The 15,177-nt window shown below is 59.9% G+C and carries 16 protein-coding genes and 1 riboswitch; of the genes, 8 read left to right on the top strand and 8 right to left on the bottom strand.

What is annotated here, in order from left to right; genetic code table 11:
• Nucleotides 1-100: 100 nt before the first annotated feature.
• Nucleotides 101-236, top strand: a riboswitch (molybdenum cofactor riboswitch).
• From moaA to AB8W27_RS13830, 6 genes are all read left to right on the top strand, one after another.
• Nucleotides 224-1,213 (top strand): GTP 3',8-cyclase MoaA, encoded by a 990-nt coding sequence (moaA, locus tag AB8W27_RS13855; protein WP_041923355.1) that lies wholly within the window; start codon nt 224-226, stop codon nt 1,211-1,213. (Overlaps the previous riboswitch by 13 nt.)
• Before the next feature lie 21 nt (nt 1,214-1,234).
• Nucleotides 1,235-1,747: a molybdenum cofactor biosynthesis protein B gene (gene moaB / locus AB8W27_RS13850; protein ID WP_007768497.1), complete on the top strand. Its 513-nt coding sequence runs from the start codon at nt 1,235-1,237 to the stop codon at nt 1,745-1,747.
• A gap of 3 nt (nt 1,748-1,750) precedes the next feature.
• On the top strand, nt 1,751-2,236 hold the full coding sequence (gene moaC, locus AB8W27_RS13845) for a cyclic pyranopterin monophosphate synthase MoaC (protein ID WP_015740602.1): 486 nt from the start codon (nt 1,751-1,753) through the stop codon (nt 2,234-2,236).
• Nucleotides 2,229-2,474 carry a molybdopterin synthase sulfur carrier subunit gene (gene moaD, locus AB8W27_RS13840; RefSeq protein WP_007768499.1) on the top strand — a complete coding sequence of 82 codons (246 nt, stop codon included), beginning with the start codon at nt 2,229-2,231 and terminating at the stop codon, nt 2,472-2,474. Before moaC ends, moaD begins: the two co-directional genes overlap by 8 nt.
• Nucleotide 2,475: 1 nt before the next feature.
• Nucleotides 2,476-2,928, top strand: a complete 453-nt coding sequence (gene moaE, locus AB8W27_RS13835) for a molybdopterin synthase catalytic subunit MoaE (protein WP_015740603.1) — start codon at nt 2,476-2,478, stop codon at nt 2,926-2,928.
• Between the two features lie 93 nt (nt 2,929-3,021).
• Nucleotides 3,022-3,729 carry a Bax inhibitor-1/YccA family protein gene (locus tag AB8W27_RS13830; RefSeq protein ID WP_015740604.1) on the top strand — a complete coding sequence of 236 codons (708 nt, stop codon included), beginning with the start codon at nt 3,022-3,024 and terminating at the stop codon, nt 3,727-3,729.
• A gap of 215 nt (nt 3,730-3,944) precedes the next feature.
• Here the strand turns inward: AB8W27_RS13830 and AB8W27_RS13825 are convergent, their stop codons facing one another.
• The 3 genes from AB8W27_RS13825 to AB8W27_RS13815 are packed head-to-tail and all read right to left on the bottom strand — an operon-like array spanning nt 3,945 to nt 6,972.
• Entirely contained in the window at nt 3,945-4,973 is a 1,029-nt protein-coding gene (locus AB8W27_RS13825) for a YbhN family protein (protein WP_041923356.1), read from the bottom strand.
• Entirely contained in the window at nt 4,973-6,214 is a 1,242-nt protein-coding gene (clsB, locus tag AB8W27_RS13820) for a cardiolipin synthase ClsB (RefSeq protein WP_015740606.1), read from the bottom strand. Before clsB ends, AB8W27_RS13825 begins: the two co-directional genes overlap by 1 nt.
• Nucleotides 6,211-6,972 carry an endonuclease/exonuclease/phosphatase family protein gene (locus tag AB8W27_RS13815; RefSeq protein ID WP_041923357.1) on the bottom strand — a complete coding sequence of 254 codons (762 nt, stop codon included), beginning with the start codon at nt 6,970-6,972 and terminating at the stop codon, nt 6,211-6,213. Before AB8W27_RS13815 ends, clsB begins: the two co-directional genes overlap by 4 nt.
• A 135-nt stretch (nt 6,973-7,107) precedes the next feature.
• Here AB8W27_RS13815 and AB8W27_RS13810 point away from each other — a divergent pair, with 135 nt between their 5' ends.
• Nucleotides 7,108-7,524, top strand: a complete 417-nt coding sequence (locus AB8W27_RS13810; protein ID WP_015740608.1) for a YbhQ family protein — start codon at nt 7,108-7,110, stop codon at nt 7,522-7,524.
• On the opposite strand, the gene AB8W27_RS13805 is transcribed toward AB8W27_RS13810, so the two are convergent.
• Genes AB8W27_RS13805 through cecR form a run of 5 tightly spaced genes read right to left on the bottom strand, consistent with a single transcriptional unit; the run spans nt 7,486 to nt 13,129 of the window.
• Nucleotides 7,486-8,592, bottom strand: coding sequence for an ABC transporter permease (locus tag AB8W27_RS13805; protein WP_015740609.1), 1,107 nt, complete (start codon nt 8,590-8,592; stop codon nt 7,486-7,488). The genes AB8W27_RS13810 and AB8W27_RS13805 overlap by 39 nt on opposite strands.
• 9 nt (nt 8,593-8,601) lie before the next feature.
• Entirely contained in the window at nt 8,602-9,723 is a 1,122-nt protein-coding gene (locus tag AB8W27_RS13800) for an ABC transporter permease (protein WP_015740610.1), read from the bottom strand.
• Nucleotides 9,720-11,450, bottom strand: coding sequence for an ATP-binding cassette domain-containing protein (locus tag AB8W27_RS13795; protein ID WP_041923358.1), 1,731 nt, complete (start codon nt 11,448-11,450; stop codon nt 9,720-9,722). The genes AB8W27_RS13800 and AB8W27_RS13795 overlap by 4 nt, the downstream gene beginning before the upstream one ends.
• A complete protein-coding gene (hlyD, locus tag AB8W27_RS13790) occupies nt 11,437-12,438 on the bottom strand; it encodes a secretion protein HlyD (RefSeq protein WP_041923359.1) in 1,002 nt (333 codons plus the stop codon). Before hlyD ends, AB8W27_RS13795 begins: the two co-directional genes overlap by 14 nt.
• Nucleotides 12,431-13,129: a transcriptional regulator CecR gene (gene cecR, locus AB8W27_RS13785; RefSeq protein ID WP_015740613.1), complete on the bottom strand. Its 699-nt coding sequence runs from the start codon at nt 13,127-13,129 to the stop codon at nt 12,431-12,433. The genes hlyD and cecR overlap by 8 nt, the downstream gene beginning before the upstream one ends.
• 225 nt (nt 13,130-13,354) lie before the next feature.
• Here cecR and rhlE point away from each other — a divergent pair, with 225 nt between their 5' ends.
• Complete coding sequence (gene rhlE / locus AB8W27_RS13780; RefSeq protein ID WP_041923360.1) at nt 13,355-14,851, top strand: ATP-dependent RNA helicase RhlE; 1,497 nt, start codon at nt 13,355-13,357, stop codon at nt 14,849-14,851.
• The last annotated feature ends 326 nt before the right edge of the window (nt 14,852-15,177 follow it).

The raw sequence follows: 15,177 nt of genomic DNA, 5'->3' as shown, positions 1-15,177 counted from the left end.
CGTTACGCAAATAATGCCGTTATGTATCAATTTATATAGCGAAATCGCGCGTGGCGAAACCCGCGATAACACGCTACTATCGCCGCTGGCAGGTTTAAAAACCTGAAAAAGACACTCAAGCCTTTGCGCCTACGTTTTTAAGAAATATGGCGCTCTGGCCGTGGCGAAACGCCACCAGGGTGCAGGAAGAAATGACTGCATCTCCCGATTTGGAAAGGTGTACATGATTTCTCAACTTACCGATGCGTTTGCGCGTAAGTTCTATTACTTACGCCTGTCAGTGACTGACGTTTGCAACTTTCGTTGCACCTATTGCCTGCCGGATGGCTACAAGCCCGCAGGCGTCACCAACAAAGGCTTCCTCTCGCTCGACGAAATCCGTCGCGTGACGCGCGCGTTCGCGAATCTCGGCACTGAAAAAGTGCGTCTGACCGGCGGCGAACCGTCGCTGCGCCGCGATTTTTGCGACATCATCGCTGCTGTGCGTGAAAACCCCTCCATTCGCCAGATTGCGGTGACGACCAACGGCTATCGCCTGGCGCGCGACGTCGCGCAGTGGCGCGAGGCCGGGCTAACCGCGGTGAATGTCAGCGTCGACAGCCTTGATGCCCGTCAGTTTCATGCCATCACCGGCCAGGATAAATTCCGTCAGGTAATGGCCGGTATTGATGCCGCCTTCGACGCAGGGTTTGAAAAGGTGAAGGTTAACACCGTGCTGATGCGCGACGTCAACCACCACCAGCTCGACACCTTCCTCAACTGGATCAAATCCCGCCCCATCCAGCTACGCTTTATTGAGCTGATGGAAACCGGCGAGGGGAGCGATCTCTTCCGCAAGCACCATATTTCTGGCGCGACGATCCGCGACGAACTGCTTAAGCGCGGCTGGATCCATCAGCTACGCAGCCGCGCCGACGGCCCGGCGCAGGTCTTCTGCCACCCGGACTATCAGGGCGAGATCGGCCTTATCATGCCGTATGAGAAAGATTTCTGCGCCAGCTGCAACCGCCTGCGCGTGTCGTCGGTCGGCAAGTTGCACCTGTGCCTGTTCGGTGACGGCGGCGTGGAGCTGCGCGATCTGCTGGCCGAAGAGGGGCAGCAGGCGGCGTTGATGGCGCGCATTGAAACGGCGTTGCTCGGCAAAAAGCAGACCCACTTCCTGCATCAGGGCGACACCGGCATCACCCAGAATCTGTCCTATATCGGCGGCTGACGCCGCGTACAAGGAGTCACTATGAGTCAGGTTAGCGCAGAGTTTGTGCCGGCGCGCGTCGCCATTCTTACGGTTTCCAGCCGCCGCGGCGAAGAGGACGACACCTCCGGCCATTTTTTGCAGGAGGCCGCTCACGAGGCGGGCCATCAGGTGGTGGATAAAGCCATCGTCAAAGAGAACCGGTATGCCATTCGCGCTGAAGTCTCCCGCTGGATTGCCAGCGACGATGTTCAGGTCGTGCTGATTAACGGCGGCACGGGCTTTACCGCAGGCGATCAGGTGCCGGAGGCGCTGCAGCCGCTGTTCGATCGCGAGATCGCGGGTTTCGGCGAAATGTTTCGTATGCTCTCGTTTGAAGAAATTGGCACCGCGATGATGCAGTCGCGCGCGGTGGCGGGCATCGCCAACGATACCCTGATTTTTGCCATGCCGGGCTCGACGCGCGCCTGTCGCACCGCCTGGGAAAATATCATCGCGCCGCAGCTCGATGCCCGTACGCGCCCCTGTAATTTTCACCCTCATCTGAAGAAGTAAGTTATGTCGCAACTAACCCACATCAACGCTGCGGGCGAAGCCCATATGGTGGATGTCTCCGGCAAAGCGGAAACGGTGCGTGAAGCGCGCGCCGAAGCGTTTGTTGAAATGCGCCCGGAGACGCTGTCGATGATCGTCAATGGCAGCCATCACAAAGGCGACGTGTTCGCCACGGCGCGCATCGCCGGTATTCAGGCCGCCAAACGCACCTGGGAGCTGATCCCGCTCTGTCATCCGCTGCTGCTGAGCAACGTCGAAGTACAGCTTTTCGCCGACGAAGCGCACAGCCGCGTGCGTATTGAATCGCTCTGCCGTCTGACTGGCAAAACCGGCGTCGAGATGGAAGCGCTCACTGCGGCGTCAGTGGCGGCGCTCACGATTTACGACATGTGCAAAGCGGTGCAGAAAGATATGGTGATTGGCCCGGTGCGGCTGCTGGCGAAAAGCGGCGGCAAATCGGGCGATTTTCAGGTAGATGCTCATGATTAACGTGCTTTTCTTCGCGCAGGTGCGCGAGCTTACCGGCGTGGACGCCGAGCGCGTGGCGGCGGAATTCGCGACCGTTGAGGCGCTGCGCGAACATCTCGCGGCGCGCGGCGGGCGTTTCGCGCTGGCGCTGGAGCCTGGCAAGCTGCTGGCGGCGGTCAACCAGACGCTGGTGCCGTTTGACCATCCGCTCGCCGATGGCGATGAAGTGGCCTTTTTCCCGCCAGTGACCGGAGGCTGAGATGAACGACACCCGCATCCGCGTCGGCTATGAGAATTTCAGCGTCGGCGAGGAATACCAGTGGCTGGCGCAGTGCGATGAAGACGGCGCGGTCGTGACCTTTACCGGCAAAGTGCGCAACCACAATCTCGGCGACAGCGTAAGCGCGCTGACGCTTGAGCATTACCCAGGCATGACCGAGAAAGCGCTGGCGGAGATCGTCACCGAGGCGCGTGAGCGCTGGCCGTTGCAACGCGTGTCGGTTATCCACCGCGTCGGCGAACTGTGGCCGGGCGATGAAATTGTTTTTGTCGGCGTGACCGGCGCGCACCGCAGCCAGGCGTTTGAAGCGGCGCAGTTTATTATGGATTACCTTAAAACGCGCGCGCCGTTCTGGAAGCGTGAAGCTACGCCGGAAGGCGACCGCTGGGTAGAGGCGCGCGACAGCGATCAGGCGGCAGCGAAGCGCTGGTAATGACATCACAGGAAATTTGTTCCAGGATTAACAGCGGGGAGGCGCGTTACGCGCGTCTCGACACAAGATTAACTGAATGAATGAGGCAGCGTCATGGATCGATTCCCACGCTCAAGTGAAAGTATTGTGCAGCCGCGCGCCGGGCTGCAAACGTTTATGGCTCAGGTTTATGGCTGGATGACCTGCGGTCTGTTGCTGACCGCCTTTGTCGCCTGGTATTCGGCCAACAACGAAAACCTGATGATGTATATCTTCTCCAGCCGGTTTGTGTTCTTTGGGCTTATCATCGCCCAGCTTGCCCTGGTGTTTGTTCTCTCCGGCCTGGTGCATAAACTCAGCCCGGCGGTCGCCACCGCGCTGTTTATGCTCTATTCGGCGCTCACGGGGCTTACGCTCTCGTCTATATTTCTGGTCTATACCTACGCGTCCATCGCCAGCACGTTTGTGGTGACGGCGGGGATGTTCGGCGTGATGAGCCTTTATGGCTATACGACCAAACGCGATCTCAGCGGCTGGGGCAATATCCTGTTTATGGCGCTGATTGGGCTGATTATCGCCTCGCTCGTGAACTTCTGGCTGAAGAGTCCGGCGCTGATGTGGGCGGTAACCTATATCGGCGTTATCGTGTTTGTAGGGCTGACGGCCTATGACACCCAGAAGCTGAAGAGTCTGGGCGAGCAGATTGACGTGAACGACCATGGGAATCTGCGCAAATATTCGATTCTCGGCGCGCTGACGTTGTACCTCGATTTCATCAACCTGTTCCTGATGCTGTTGCGGATTTTCGGTAACCGCCGTTAACCGGCTGTGAATACATCAAACCCTCTGCGGAGGGTTTTTTTATGGGCGGGGGGCGGCGGGTGCGCTGCGCTTACCCGCCCTACGAAGATGACGCGATGTGTGATGCTGTAGGGTGGGTAAGCGCAGCGCACCCACCAGCGGACACGAAGATAACGTTGAGGTTGGTTTTGTAGGGGGGGTAAGCGCAGCGCACCCACCAGTCACCCACAAACCCATCACTTCTCCTTCGCGAGGCTCAGCGACGGCTCATCGTTCTCCTCACGCACGCTCTCAGAGCCCTGCGCCTTAGCGAGCTTCTGCTCGTTTTTGGCGCGCAGTTTCTTCGCGCGGCCCTCAAGAACCAGATAGATAACGATAGCCAGCAGCAGCGGGGCGAAGAAATAGAGCATACGGTAGGCAAGCAGCGCCGCGATAATCGCGCCGTGGCTCACGTGCTCGCCGCCGAGTAGCGCGATAAACACCGCCTCCAGCACCCCGATACCCGCCGGGATATGGATAATCACCCCGGCGATACTGCTCACCAGCAATACGCCCAGCACAAAGAAGTAATTCACTTCCTGGCCCAGCAGCAGCCAGATAATCGCGCCCATCGCCATCCAGTTCGCGCTGGAAATCACCATCTGCGCTATCGCGAATTTCCATGACGGTAGCACCAGCTTCTGGCCCTTGATCGTCATATGGCGGCGTTTAGCGAACGCGCAGAACCACATATACACCGCAATCACCGCGAGCAGCACAATACCGATAATGCGCAGCGTCATTTCGTCGATATACCAGTGCGCCGGCAGCTTCACCACGCCAAAGGTGAAAATGACGCCGCCGAGCAGGATATAACCGAGCCAGTTGGTGGTAATACTTAGCGAGAAAATGCGCGTGATGGTGCTCCCCGGCAGCCCCAGGCGCGAGTAAAGCCGGTAGCGCATCCCGACGCCGCCCACCCAGGTACTGAGCGTCAGGTTAAACGCGTAGCAGACGAAAGAGACCAGCATCACCTGGCGTTTGGCGAGCTTGTGGCCGCAGTAGGCGCGGCCCAGCAGATCGTAACAGCCATACAGCAGATAACTCACGATAACCAGCGCGACCGAGATAAGCAGGGCGGAGCGGTCATAGTTCTTAATGACCTTCCACACTTCTTCCCAGTCGACTTTTTGCGCATACATTACAATCAGCACGACGACGGCGATAAAAAACAGCCACGTCAGGATTTTCTTTGTCAGACGCCACTTCGGATGCGATTTCGCCATCACGGTTTCACTCCAGGATTTTCAGTCTCCACCCGGTCCTGGGTTTCGATTTCAGGTTGTACCGGGGGCGGCACCTGCGCGAGCTTCGGGGTATGCGCGGGCAGCCAGCCCACCATCGCCGGGAAGTGGCGCAGGAAGTGGAACACGATGACGCTCTTGCCGAGATTCCACCAGGTGCGTTTCGGCATCATGCTCTCATCCACCTGTTTACAGTCTTCACGAATCAGCCGCGTCAGGTTGTCGCGCAGGGTCTGGTTAAACTGCGTATCGTGAATGATCAGATTCGCCTCAAGGTTAAGCGACAGGCTCAGCGGGTCGAGGTTGCTGGAGCCCACCGTCGCCCAGTGATCGTCCATCAACGCCACTTTGCCATGCAGCGGACGGCGCAGATATTCATAGACTTCGACGCCGCCTTTCACCAGATAGTTATAAAGCAGGCGCGCGCCTACCTTAACGATAGGCATATCCGGCTCACCCTGCACAATCAGCTTCACTTTCACGCCGCGGCGCGCGGCGTTGCGCATCGCATGCAGCAGGCGGTAGCCGGGGAAGAAATAGGCGTTGGCGATGATCACCTCTTTTTTGGCGTTCGCCAGCATCTTGAGGTAATGACGTTCGATATCGTCGCGATGGTCGTTATTATCGCGCCAGACAAACAGCGCCTGCGCCTCGCCCGGCGTGGTGTTCTCCACTGCCTGCTGATAGTGGCGCTGCCACCAGCGGCTTACGCGCTCTTCGCCGAGATTGCTGAGCACAAAATGGTAGATATCCTGCACCACCGGCCCTTCAACGCGCACCGCGTAATCCTGTTTCGCCTCCGGGCCGTAATCGCTCATATGCTCGGCGGAGTAGTTGATGCCGCCGACAAACGCCACTTCGCCATCAATCACCACAATCTTGCGGTGCATGCGGCGGAACACATTGGTGCGCATGCCCATCGTGCGCGGGCGCGGATCGTAATAGCGGAACATCACGCCCGCCGAGGTGAGCGTGCCGACAAACTCGTCGCTGAGATCCGGCGAGCCGTAGCCGTCCAGCAGTACTTCGACGCTGACGCCGCGCTGCGCGGCGTTCAGGATAACCTCATGCAGCTGGCGGCCGACGTTATCGTCGAACCAGATAAAGGTTTCGAGAATGACTTTACTGCGCGCTTTGTCGATGGCGTCAAAGACGGCGGGATAGAACTGGTCGCCGTTCTCTAACAGCTCAATATGGTTGCCGTCACGCCAGGTCGTTTTCATAGATGGATCTCCACAGCCAGCGGGGCATGGTCGGAAAGATGGCGCCAGTTACGCAGCGGCAGCGCGGTCGGCGCGCTCGCCGAGGCGTTTTTCACATAGATCCGGTCAAGACGCAGCAGCGGAAAACTCACCGGAAACGTGCGCGCCGGGCGTCCGTGGGCGCGGGTAAAGACTTCATCAAGCCCGGCCTCTTTACGCAAAATCCGGTTCGCCTGCTGGCGCCAGTCGTTAAAATCGCCCGCGACCACCACCGGCTCGCCTTCCGGCAGGCTGTTGACCAGCTCGGCCAGCATCATAAGCTGCGCCTGGCGGTGCGCCTCTTTCAGCCCCAGATGAACGCAAATCACATGAATCGCTTTTGGAAAACCGGGCGGGGTAATACGGCAGTGCAGCACGCCGCGCTTTTCGGTGCCGGGCACTGAAACATCGCGGTTTTCATAGTGCTCAATCGGATAGCGCGACAGTACGGCGTTGCCGTGATGGCCTTCCGGGTACACGGCGTTGCGCCCGTAGGCGTAATCGCTCCACATGGTGTCGGCCAGAAATTCGTAATGGGTTGTGTCCGGCCAGTTCTCGACATGCAAAGGATGCACTTCGTGCGCGCCCATGACTTCCTGGAGACAGACAATATCCGCCGACACCGTGCGAACCGCATCGCGCAGTTCCGGTAAAATAAAGCGTCGGTTAAACGCGGTGAAACCTTTATGGGTATTAATTGTTAAAACGTTCAATGAAAATCGCTGTGTATTATCTGCCATGTTTCCCCAGCCACTTCTTATTCTCCTGATGTCGTTAAAGTGTAGTCCCAGTCACAAAAAGCGGCGGGGATACGGAATTTTCCGTAAACTGCGGTACTCTGAAGAATGAGTGAAAAATCCCACAGGAGTGCGGCCATGAAGTGGCAACAATATATTCGCGTGGCGACGGGCCTCAGCTGCTGGCAGATTATGCTGCATCTGGCGGTCGTGGTTATGCTGGTGGCGGGCTGGATGAGCGGGTCGCTGGTGAAGGTCGGCCTCGTATTATGCGCGTTTTATGCGCTGACGGTTGTGCTGATGCTGGCGTTCCAGCGCCACCACGACGGCCTCTGGCGCGAGGTCGGCGACTTTCTGGAAGAGCTGACCACCACCTGGTATTTTGGCACGGCGCTGATTGCGCTCTGGCTGCTCTCCCGCGTTTTACACAATAACCTGCTGCTGGCGCTGGCGGGCGTGGTAATTCTGGCAGGGCCGGCGCTGCTTTCACTGCTGGTAAAAGAGCGCAAGCGCGATTCAGCCAATTTTGCGTCGAAACATGGCATACGCCGCTAACCCTGTCGTGGCCGCAATCACCAGCAGCGGCCACACGCTACGCCAGATGATGTCGAGACTGGCGTCTTTGAGATAAATCGCTTTCGTTATATCGGTAAAGTGCCGGATCGGGTTAATCCACGTCAGGTTTTGCAGCCAGACCGGCATATTCTCCACCGGCGAGACATACCCCGAGAGTAAAATCGCGGGCATCATAAAGACAAACACCCCGATAAACGCCTGCTGCTGGGTAGAGCAGAGCGCCGAAATCAAAAGCCCGAACCCCACCAGCGACAGCCCGTAAATCACCATCGTGAAATAAAACAGCGTAAGCGATCCGGCAAAGGGGATCTGATATCCCCAGATGCCGATGCCCAGCACAATCGTGGCCTGAAAGGTGGCGACAATCAGCGCCGGAACCGCTTTACCGATGAAAATCTGCCAGGTGGCGAGCGGCGACACTAACAGCTGATCGAGCGTGCCCTGTTCGCGCTCGCGGGCCACCGACAGCGACGTCACAATCATCACCCCGATGGTGGTAATCATCGCTATCAGCGAGGGCACCACAAACCATTTGTAGTCGAGGTTCGGGTTATACCAGTTACGCACAATCAGCTCGCTGTTGTTAGGCTTCGCGCGGCCTGCGAGCAGCTCCTGCTGATAATCTTTGACGATCTGCTGAAGGTAATTGGCGGCAATCTGCGCGCTGTTGGAGTTGCGCCCGTCGAGCAGGATTTGCAGGGGCGCGGGTTCGCCGCGTACCAGCTTGCGGGAAAAATCCGCCGGAAAGTGAATGGCCAGCAGCGCTTTCTGGGCATCGATCGTCGGGCGGATCGCCTGCTCGCTATTGAGTAGCGTCACGTGGCTGAACGCGCTGGCGCGGGCGAAACGCTGGGTCAGTTCCACCGCGTGCGCGCCGTTATCCTGGTTATAGATGGCGATGGTGGCATTGGTCACCTCAAGCGTCGCCGCGAACGGGAACAGCAGCACCTGCAACACCACGGGCAGGATCAAAATGGCGCGGGTCTGCGGCTCGCGCAGCAGCGACTGCAACTCTTTGCGGATAAGCGTCCATAAACGGTGCCACATAGCGTCTCCTTAATCGAGGCGGCGTCGGGTATTCACCCAGGTAAGCCCGATAAACATCACGGCGGAAGCCAGCAGAAACAGCACGTTGACCAGCAGTACGCCCGGCAGGGTGCCCGCGAGGAACAGGCTTTGCAGCGTACTGACGAAATAGCGCGCCGGGATGATATACGTCACCGCGCGAATTACGGCGGGCATACTGTCTATCTGGAAAATAAACCCCGAGAGCATGACCGAAGGCAGGAACGCCGCATTCAGCGCCACCTGGGCGGCGTTAAACTGGTTGCGGGTGAGCGTTGAGATAAGCAGCCCCATGCCGAGCGTGCTCAGTAAAAACAGGCTGGAGATGAAAAACAGCGCCAGCAGCGAGCCGCGATACGGCACGCCGAGAATAAAAACCGATACCAGCATACAGAGCAGCATCGCCAGCATGCCGAGAAAATAGTAGGGGATAAGCTTGCACAGCAGCAGCTCGCCGCGCGTTACTTCGGTTGAGAGCAGCGCCTCCATGGTGCCGCGCTCCCATTCGCGGGCCACCACCAGCGAGGTCAGTATCGCGCCGATAACCGTCATGATGATCGTCACCGCGCCGGGAATAATAAAGTGCTGGCTAATCGCCGCCGGGTTAAACCAGTAGCGGAGCTGGACATCAATCAGCGGCTCGAACGTCTCGCCGCGATCCTCCGCGCGCTCGGCCTGCCAGAGCTGCCAGATGCCTTCCATATAGCCGCGCACGAAGTTGGCGGTGTTCGGTTCGCTGCCGTCGGTGATCACCTGAATCGGCGCGCTGTCGCCAGGGCGCGCCATCCGCGCGGCGAAATCCACCGGAATGACTACCAGCCCGCGGATTTTCCCGGCCTGCATCAGCGAAATCAGATGCTGGCGATTGTCGCTGATGGTCGGCGCGATAAACGGCGAGGCGGTAATGGTATGGGTCAAGTCGAGCGCCTCTTCGCTGCGCTGCTCCAGCAGCACGCCGACGTGCAGGCGGCTGGAGTCGAGGTTAATGCCGTAGCCGAAGATAAACAGCAGCAGCAGGGGAATGGCGACCGCGATAAGCCAGCTGCTTGGGTCGCGCAAGATCTGTCGCGTCTCTTTTACGCACAACGCGCGCACGCGCCGTAGCTTCATCATTGGCTGTGCTCCTTATCCCAGGCCTCGATAAGGCGGATGAAGGCTTCTTCCATCGTCGGCTCGTCTTCTGCATCGCGCGCCGCCTGACGCTTTAAATCATCCGGCGTGCCGCTGGCGATAAGCTTGCCGTGGTAAACCAGCCCGATACGGTCGCAATATTCCGCCTCGTCCATAAAGTGAGTCGTCACCATCACTGTCACGCCTTTCTCCGGCATGCTGTTGATGTGCCGCCAGAATTCACGACGGGTCAGCGGGTCGACGCCAGAGGTCGGCTCGTCGAGAAACAGAATATCCGGCTCGTGCATTAGCGCGCAGGCCAGCGCCAGGCGTTGCTTAAAACCGAGCGGTAGCGCGTCCGTCGGCTGACTGGCGATGCTTTTCAGTCCGAACGCCTCGCTCATGCGCGCCATTTTCTCCTGCTGCGCCCGGCCGCGCAGGCCATAGACGCCGGAGAAAAACCGTAAGTTCTGCTCGACGGTCAGGTTGCCGTACAGCGAGAATTTCTGCGCCATATAACCGAGCCGCTGGCGCGCTTTGCCGGAGTCGGTTTTTAAATCGAGGCCGAGCACCAGCGCCTGGCCGTCGCTCGGCTTCAGCAGGCCGCACATCATTTTGAACGTGGTGGATTTGCCCGCGCCGTTAGGCCCGAGCAGGCCGAAAATCTCCCCGCGCTGTACGGTGAAATTCACATGATCGGTCGCCGTAAAATCGCCGAAGGTTTTGGTCAGTTCGCGCGCCTCGATGACCACATCGTCACGGCTGCCGGGAATGTCATGCAGAATGGCGCCGAGCGGCGATTCGCGAAGCGCGGCGCCGCCCGCCAGATCGATAAACGCGTCTTCAAAGCGCGGCGCGGTCTCCCGAAGCGTGGCGCCGGGCAGGGCGCGCAGGGCGTCTGCGTCGGAGCCCTCTTTTAAAATCACCCGCACCGCCGCGCCCTGAATGGTGGCGTCGCCGACGTCCGGACGTTGCATCACCTCGCGCAGCAGCGCGCGGTTGTCGCCATTGTCGGGGCGCAGCAGCAGACTGCGGCCCGCCATTTTCTCGGTCAGCGCCTGCGGCGCGCCCTGATACAACAGCTCGCCTTCGTTCATCAATAGCACGTCGCGGCACTGCTCGGCTTCGTCGAGATACGAGGTGCTCCAGAGAATTAACATCCCGTCGCCCGCCAGCGCATGCACCATCTCCCAGAGCTCGCGGCGGGAAATGGGGTCAACTCCGACGCCCGGCTCATCGAGCAGCAGCACCTTCGGCTGGCCCACCAGCGTGCAGGCAAGCCCCAGCTTTTGCTTCATCCCGCCGGAGAGTTTGCCCGCGAGCCGCCCGGTGAACGGGCCAAGCGCGGTAAATTCCAGCAGCCGGGCGAACGTCTCCTGACGCGCCGCGCCAGTGACGCTGCGCAGATCCGCGTAGAGATTGAGGTTCTCCTGCACGGTGAGATCTTCATACAGGCCGAATTTCTGCGGCATATACCCGAGCTCCGCATGCAGCGCGTTCTCCTGGGCGATGGGGTCAAGCCCGAGCACCTGCACGCGGCCTTCGTCCTGGCGCATCAGCCCCGCCAGGATGCGCATCAGCGTGGTTTTGCCCGCGCCGTCCGGCCCCACCAGCCCCGTGACGCTGCCCGCGCGGATCGTCACGCTGAGCGGCGCGACGGCGGGTTTATCAAGGCCCGGAAAGCGTTTGACCAGCCCGTCGAGCACGATGCTGTCGTTAGCGGTTTCCATCCGCCGCCTCATCCTGGAAACGCAGCGTGACCGGCATCCCCTGACGCAGCGCGTCGTCGGCGTCGTTGACGACAATGCGCAGGCGGTAGACCAAGTCAGTGCGCAGATCTTCGGTTTCGACCGTTTTCGGCGTGAACTCCGCAGTTGGCGAGACGAACCCGATTTGACCATGGTACGGCTTGTCGGGGCGGCCATCGGTGTAAATCAGGATCTTGCTCCCTGGTACGGCGCGGCCCAGATTCACCTCATCAATGTAAGCGCGTATCCAGACCGGGCGGGTCAGCGAGAGCGTGAATACCGTACTGCCCGCGTTCAGTATCGAGCCGGGCTCTACGGCGCGCGTCAGTATGGTGCCGTCAGAGGGGGAAACCAGGCGCGTGTCTTCCGCGTTAAGCTGCGCCTGGGCCAGCTCCGCCTGCGCCTGTTCGAGATTCGCCTGTGCCTGCGCGATTTCCTGCGGGCGGTTGCCGGCGCGATACTGGCTGAGTTTATCCTGCGCGGCTTTCAGCTGCGCCTGCGCCTGATCCCGCGCCGAACGGGCGTTTTCCAGATCGTTGGCGGAGATAACTTTGGTGCGCCACAGGCCCTGCTGACGCTGATAAAAATTCTGCGCGTAATCATAAGCGGCCTGCGCCTGATGCACCGCGGCGGCGGCCTGGGCTATCTCTTCATCGCGAAAACCCGCGACGGTGAGATCGTATTTCGCCCGCGCGGCGGCGACGTTCGCCTGCGCCTGGCGCAGCGCGTTTTGCTGCGGCGCCGGGTCGAGATCGCCGAGCGGCTGTCCGGCGCGCACCGCGTCGCCTTCATCGACGGCAAGCGACGCCAGACGGCCGCTGACGCGAAAGCTTAAATTCACCGTGCGAATATCGACGTTGCCGTAGAGCGTCAGCGGCGTGTGGCGCGCGGCATACCAGCGCCACCCGGCAATCGCCGCGATGATAATGACTACCACCAGCGCCAGCAGCGCGACGCGTTTTTTATTCATCACGAAGGCTCCCTGAAAGACCCGCGAGGATCCAGTCGATATGCAGCGTCACCACCCGGTGGATCTGCGCGGCTTTGTCGTCGTCAAACTGCCGCCAGCCGGCGCGCAGCAGAATGGTTTCGCGCCCGAGACGAAATGCGAGGATTTCGCCAATCAGCGCGTGGGTATGCAGCACCGTTTCGGTGGCGTCCGGATCGGCGCCGGTCAGGCGGGCGATGAGCCGGGTAAAATGATGGTGCAGCGGCGCGATGACCTGATCGTGAATCAGTTGATACGCCGGCGACGGGGAGAGCTGCTCGCGGGAGATGAATTTGCTCACGCTCAGCGTCTCGTCGGCGGTCATCAACTGGATCATCTGGCGGCAGGCGTCATCAATCAGCGCGCGCATCGCAGCCTGGCCCGGCGCCGGCTGGCTGAGCAGCGCTTCGGCGGCGTCGGCGTGGGGCTGAAAATGACCGCGGATAAAATCGGCTATCCACTGCGCCGAGGCCATATAAAGATCTTCTTTCGAGCCAAAGTAGTAAGGAATGGCGGCAATATTCTGCCCGGCCGCGGCGGCGATATCCCGCGTGGTGGCGTGCAGGCCATATTCGCCGAACTGGTTAATGGCGGCGCTGATGAGCTTCTCTTTGGCCTGCTCGCCGCGAGAGGTAGGCGGCGTAATGGAGAGCGACATATCGATGCGGTCCATAAAAGTTAATCAATCGATTGATTAACTTTATGACTAAAAAGCGCGCTTGTCGAGATGAAAAAAGCAGCGGTTCACAAACAGGCGCGAGAATTTATGCGGTTGCTCACAAAAACTGTTACACTCCGCTCCTCTGCGACATTGTGGTTTATGTCCCTTCTCCGGCCAGACGGCCATTAGACTCCCTGAAACTACACCCTTTGCGGTCGGGACGAGTCAGGAATAACTATGTCTTTTGATTCACTGGGCTTAAGCCCTGAGATCCTGCGCGCCATTGCCGAGCAGGGTTACAACGAACCGACTCCGATCCAGCGCCAGGCCATTCCGGTGGTGCTTTCAGGTAAAGATTTGATGGCCAGCGCCCAGACCGGCACCGGCAAAACCGCAGGCTTCACGCTGCCGCTGTTACAGCGTCTGACGGCGAAAGCGCCGCACGCGCAAGGCCGTCGCCCGGTGCGCGCGCTGATCCTGACCCCGACGCGCGAACTGGCGGCCCAGGTGGGCGAGAACGTGCGCGAGTACAGCAAATATCTCGATATCCGCTCGCTGGTGGTCTTCGGCGGCGTGAGCATTAACCCGCAGATGATGAAACTGCGCAGCGGTGTGGACGTGCTGATCGCAACCCCTGGCCGTCTGCTCGATCTGGAACACCAGAACGCGGTGAAACTCGACCAGGTAGAAGTGCTGGTGCTGGACGAAGCCGACCGTATGCTGGACATGGGCTTTATTCACGACATCCGCCGCGTACTGGCGAAACTGCCGCCGAAGCGTCAGAACCTGCTGTTCTCCGCCACCTTCTCCGACGACATCAAAACGCTGGCGGAAAAACTGCTGCGTAACCCGGAAGAAGTGGAAGTGGCGCGCCGCAACACGGCCTCCGAGCAGATCACGCAGCATGTGCATTTCGTGGATAAAAAGCGCAAACGGGAACTGCTTTCTTACCTGATTGGCGACGGCAACTGGCAGCAGGTGCTGGTGTTTACCCGTACCAAACACGGCGCCAACCACCTGGCGGAGCAGCTGAATAAAGACGGTATCACCGCCGCGGCTATCCACGGTAACAAGAGCCAGGGCGCTCGTACCCGCGCGCTGGCAGACTTCAAAACCGGCGGCATTCGCGTGCTGGTGGCGACCGATATCGCCGCGCGCGGTCTGGACATCGAAGAGCTGCCGCACGTGGTGAACTACGAGCTGCCGAACGTGCCGGAAGATTACGTTCACCGTATCGGCCGCACCGGGCGCGCCGCTGCGACCGGCGAGGCGCTGTCGCTGGTGTGCGTCGATGAACATAAACTGCTGCGCGATATCGAACGCGTGCTTCAGCGCGAGATCCCGCGCATGGCGATTGCGGGCTACGAGCCGGATCCGTCTATCCCGGCGGAGCCTATCGTTAACGGCCGCCAGGGCCGCGGCGGACGCGGTGGTCAGGGCGGCGGCGGCGGTCGTGGTCAGGGCCAGCCGCGTCGTCAGGATGGCGAAGGTAGCCGTTCCTCAGGCGAACGCGCGCGTCGTCCGGCAGGCGAAGGCAACCGTCCGGCGGGTGAGCGTTCACGTCGTCAGGATGGTGAAGGCAATCGTCCGTCAGGTGAGCGTTCGCGTCGTCCTGCTGGCGAGGGCAACCGTCCGTCAGGCGAGCGTTCACGTCGTCCGGCAGGCGAAGGCAACCGTCCGGCAAGCGCCAAACCGCGCGCCCGTCGCGCGCCGCGTAAAGCGTCCGGGGAATAATCCACGGATGTGTTAAGCGGCGCCTGATAAGGCCGGTGAAAAGGCGGGTATGCGAAAGCGTACCCGCCTTTTTTATGGGGCCGCCGTTGACGGACGCGCTTCGCTTACCCGCCCTACAAAACCGATTCACGTTCTGTGTAGGGTGGGTAAACGTAAGCGCACCCACCTTTAACCCTCCTAAATCCATAGCGTTTTCATCTCGCCTGGTATTCGGTTAATGAATAGCCCGTAATTTATGATTAGCGTGACGATAAATTGTGATCCGCCCTTGCGAATCGGCCCGCGCCGCGCGGGTAAAAAAAGGTTCAGCTGGCGGTGGAAAAGTG

Origin of the sequence: Cronobacter turicensis (assembly GCF_041222865.1) — a bacterium.
Taxonomy (GTDB): domain Bacteria; phylum Pseudomonadota; class Gammaproteobacteria; order Enterobacterales; family Enterobacteriaceae; genus Cronobacter; species Cronobacter turicensis.
Note: the sequence above shows the minus strand (reverse complement) of the source record. Positions and strands in the feature narration are given on the sequence as shown.

What these genes read in the sequence shown, in the direction of transcription:
- moaA (WP_041923355.1), top strand. Translation starts at nt 224, where the DNA reads ATGATTTCTCAACTTACCGATGCGTTTGCGCGTAAGTTCTATTACTTA.
- moaB (WP_007768497.1), top strand. Translation starts at nt 1,235, where the DNA reads ATGAGTCAGGTTAGCGCAGAGTTTGTGCCGGCGCGCGTCGCCATTCTT.
- moaC (WP_015740602.1), top strand. Translation starts at nt 1,751, where the DNA reads ATGTCGCAACTAACCCACATCAACGCTGCGGGCGAAGCCCATATGGTG.
- moaD (WP_007768499.1), top strand. Translation starts at nt 2,229, where the DNA reads ATGATTAACGTGCTTTTCTTCGCGCAGGTGCGCGAGCTTACCGGCGTG.
- moaE (WP_015740603.1), top strand. Translation starts at nt 2,476, where the DNA reads ATGAACGACACCCGCATCCGCGTCGGCTATGAGAATTTCAGCGTCGGC.
- AB8W27_RS13830 (WP_015740604.1), top strand. Translation starts at nt 3,022, where the DNA reads ATGGATCGATTCCCACGCTCAAGTGAAAGTATTGTGCAGCCGCGCGCC.
- AB8W27_RS13825 (WP_041923356.1), bottom strand. Translation starts at nt 4,973, where the DNA reads ATGGCGAAATCGCATCCGAAGTGGCGTCTGACAAAGAAAATCCTGACG.
- clsB (WP_015740606.1), bottom strand. Translation starts at nt 6,214, where the DNA reads ATGAAAACGACCTGGCGTGACGGCAACCATATTGAGCTGTTAGAGAAC.
- AB8W27_RS13815 (WP_041923357.1), bottom strand. Translation starts at nt 6,972, where the DNA reads ATGGCAGATAATACACAGCGATTTTCATTGAACGTTTTAACAATTAAT.
- AB8W27_RS13810 (WP_015740608.1), top strand. Translation starts at nt 7,108, where the DNA reads ATGAAGTGGCAACAATATATTCGCGTGGCGACGGGCCTCAGCTGCTGG.
- AB8W27_RS13805 (WP_015740609.1), bottom strand. Translation starts at nt 8,592, where the DNA reads ATGTGGCACCGTTTATGGACGCTTATCCGCAAAGAGTTGCAGTCGCTG.
- AB8W27_RS13800 (WP_015740610.1), bottom strand. Translation starts at nt 9,723, where the DNA reads ATGATGAAGCTACGGCGCGTGCGCGCGTTGTGCGTAAAAGAGACGCGA.
- AB8W27_RS13795 (WP_041923358.1), bottom strand. Translation starts at nt 11,450, where the DNA reads ATGGAAACCGCTAACGACAGCATCGTGCTCGACGGGCTGGTCAAACGC.
- hlyD (WP_041923359.1), bottom strand. Translation starts at nt 12,438, where the DNA reads ATGAATAAAAAACGCGTCGCGCTGCTGGCGCTGGTGGTAGTCATTATC.
- cecR (WP_015740613.1), bottom strand. Translation starts at nt 13,129, where the DNA reads ATGGACCGCATCGATATGTCGCTCTCCATTACGCCGCCTACCTCTCGC.
- rhlE (WP_041923360.1), top strand. Translation starts at nt 13,355, where the DNA reads ATGTCTTTTGATTCACTGGGCTTAAGCCCTGAGATCCTGCGCGCCATT.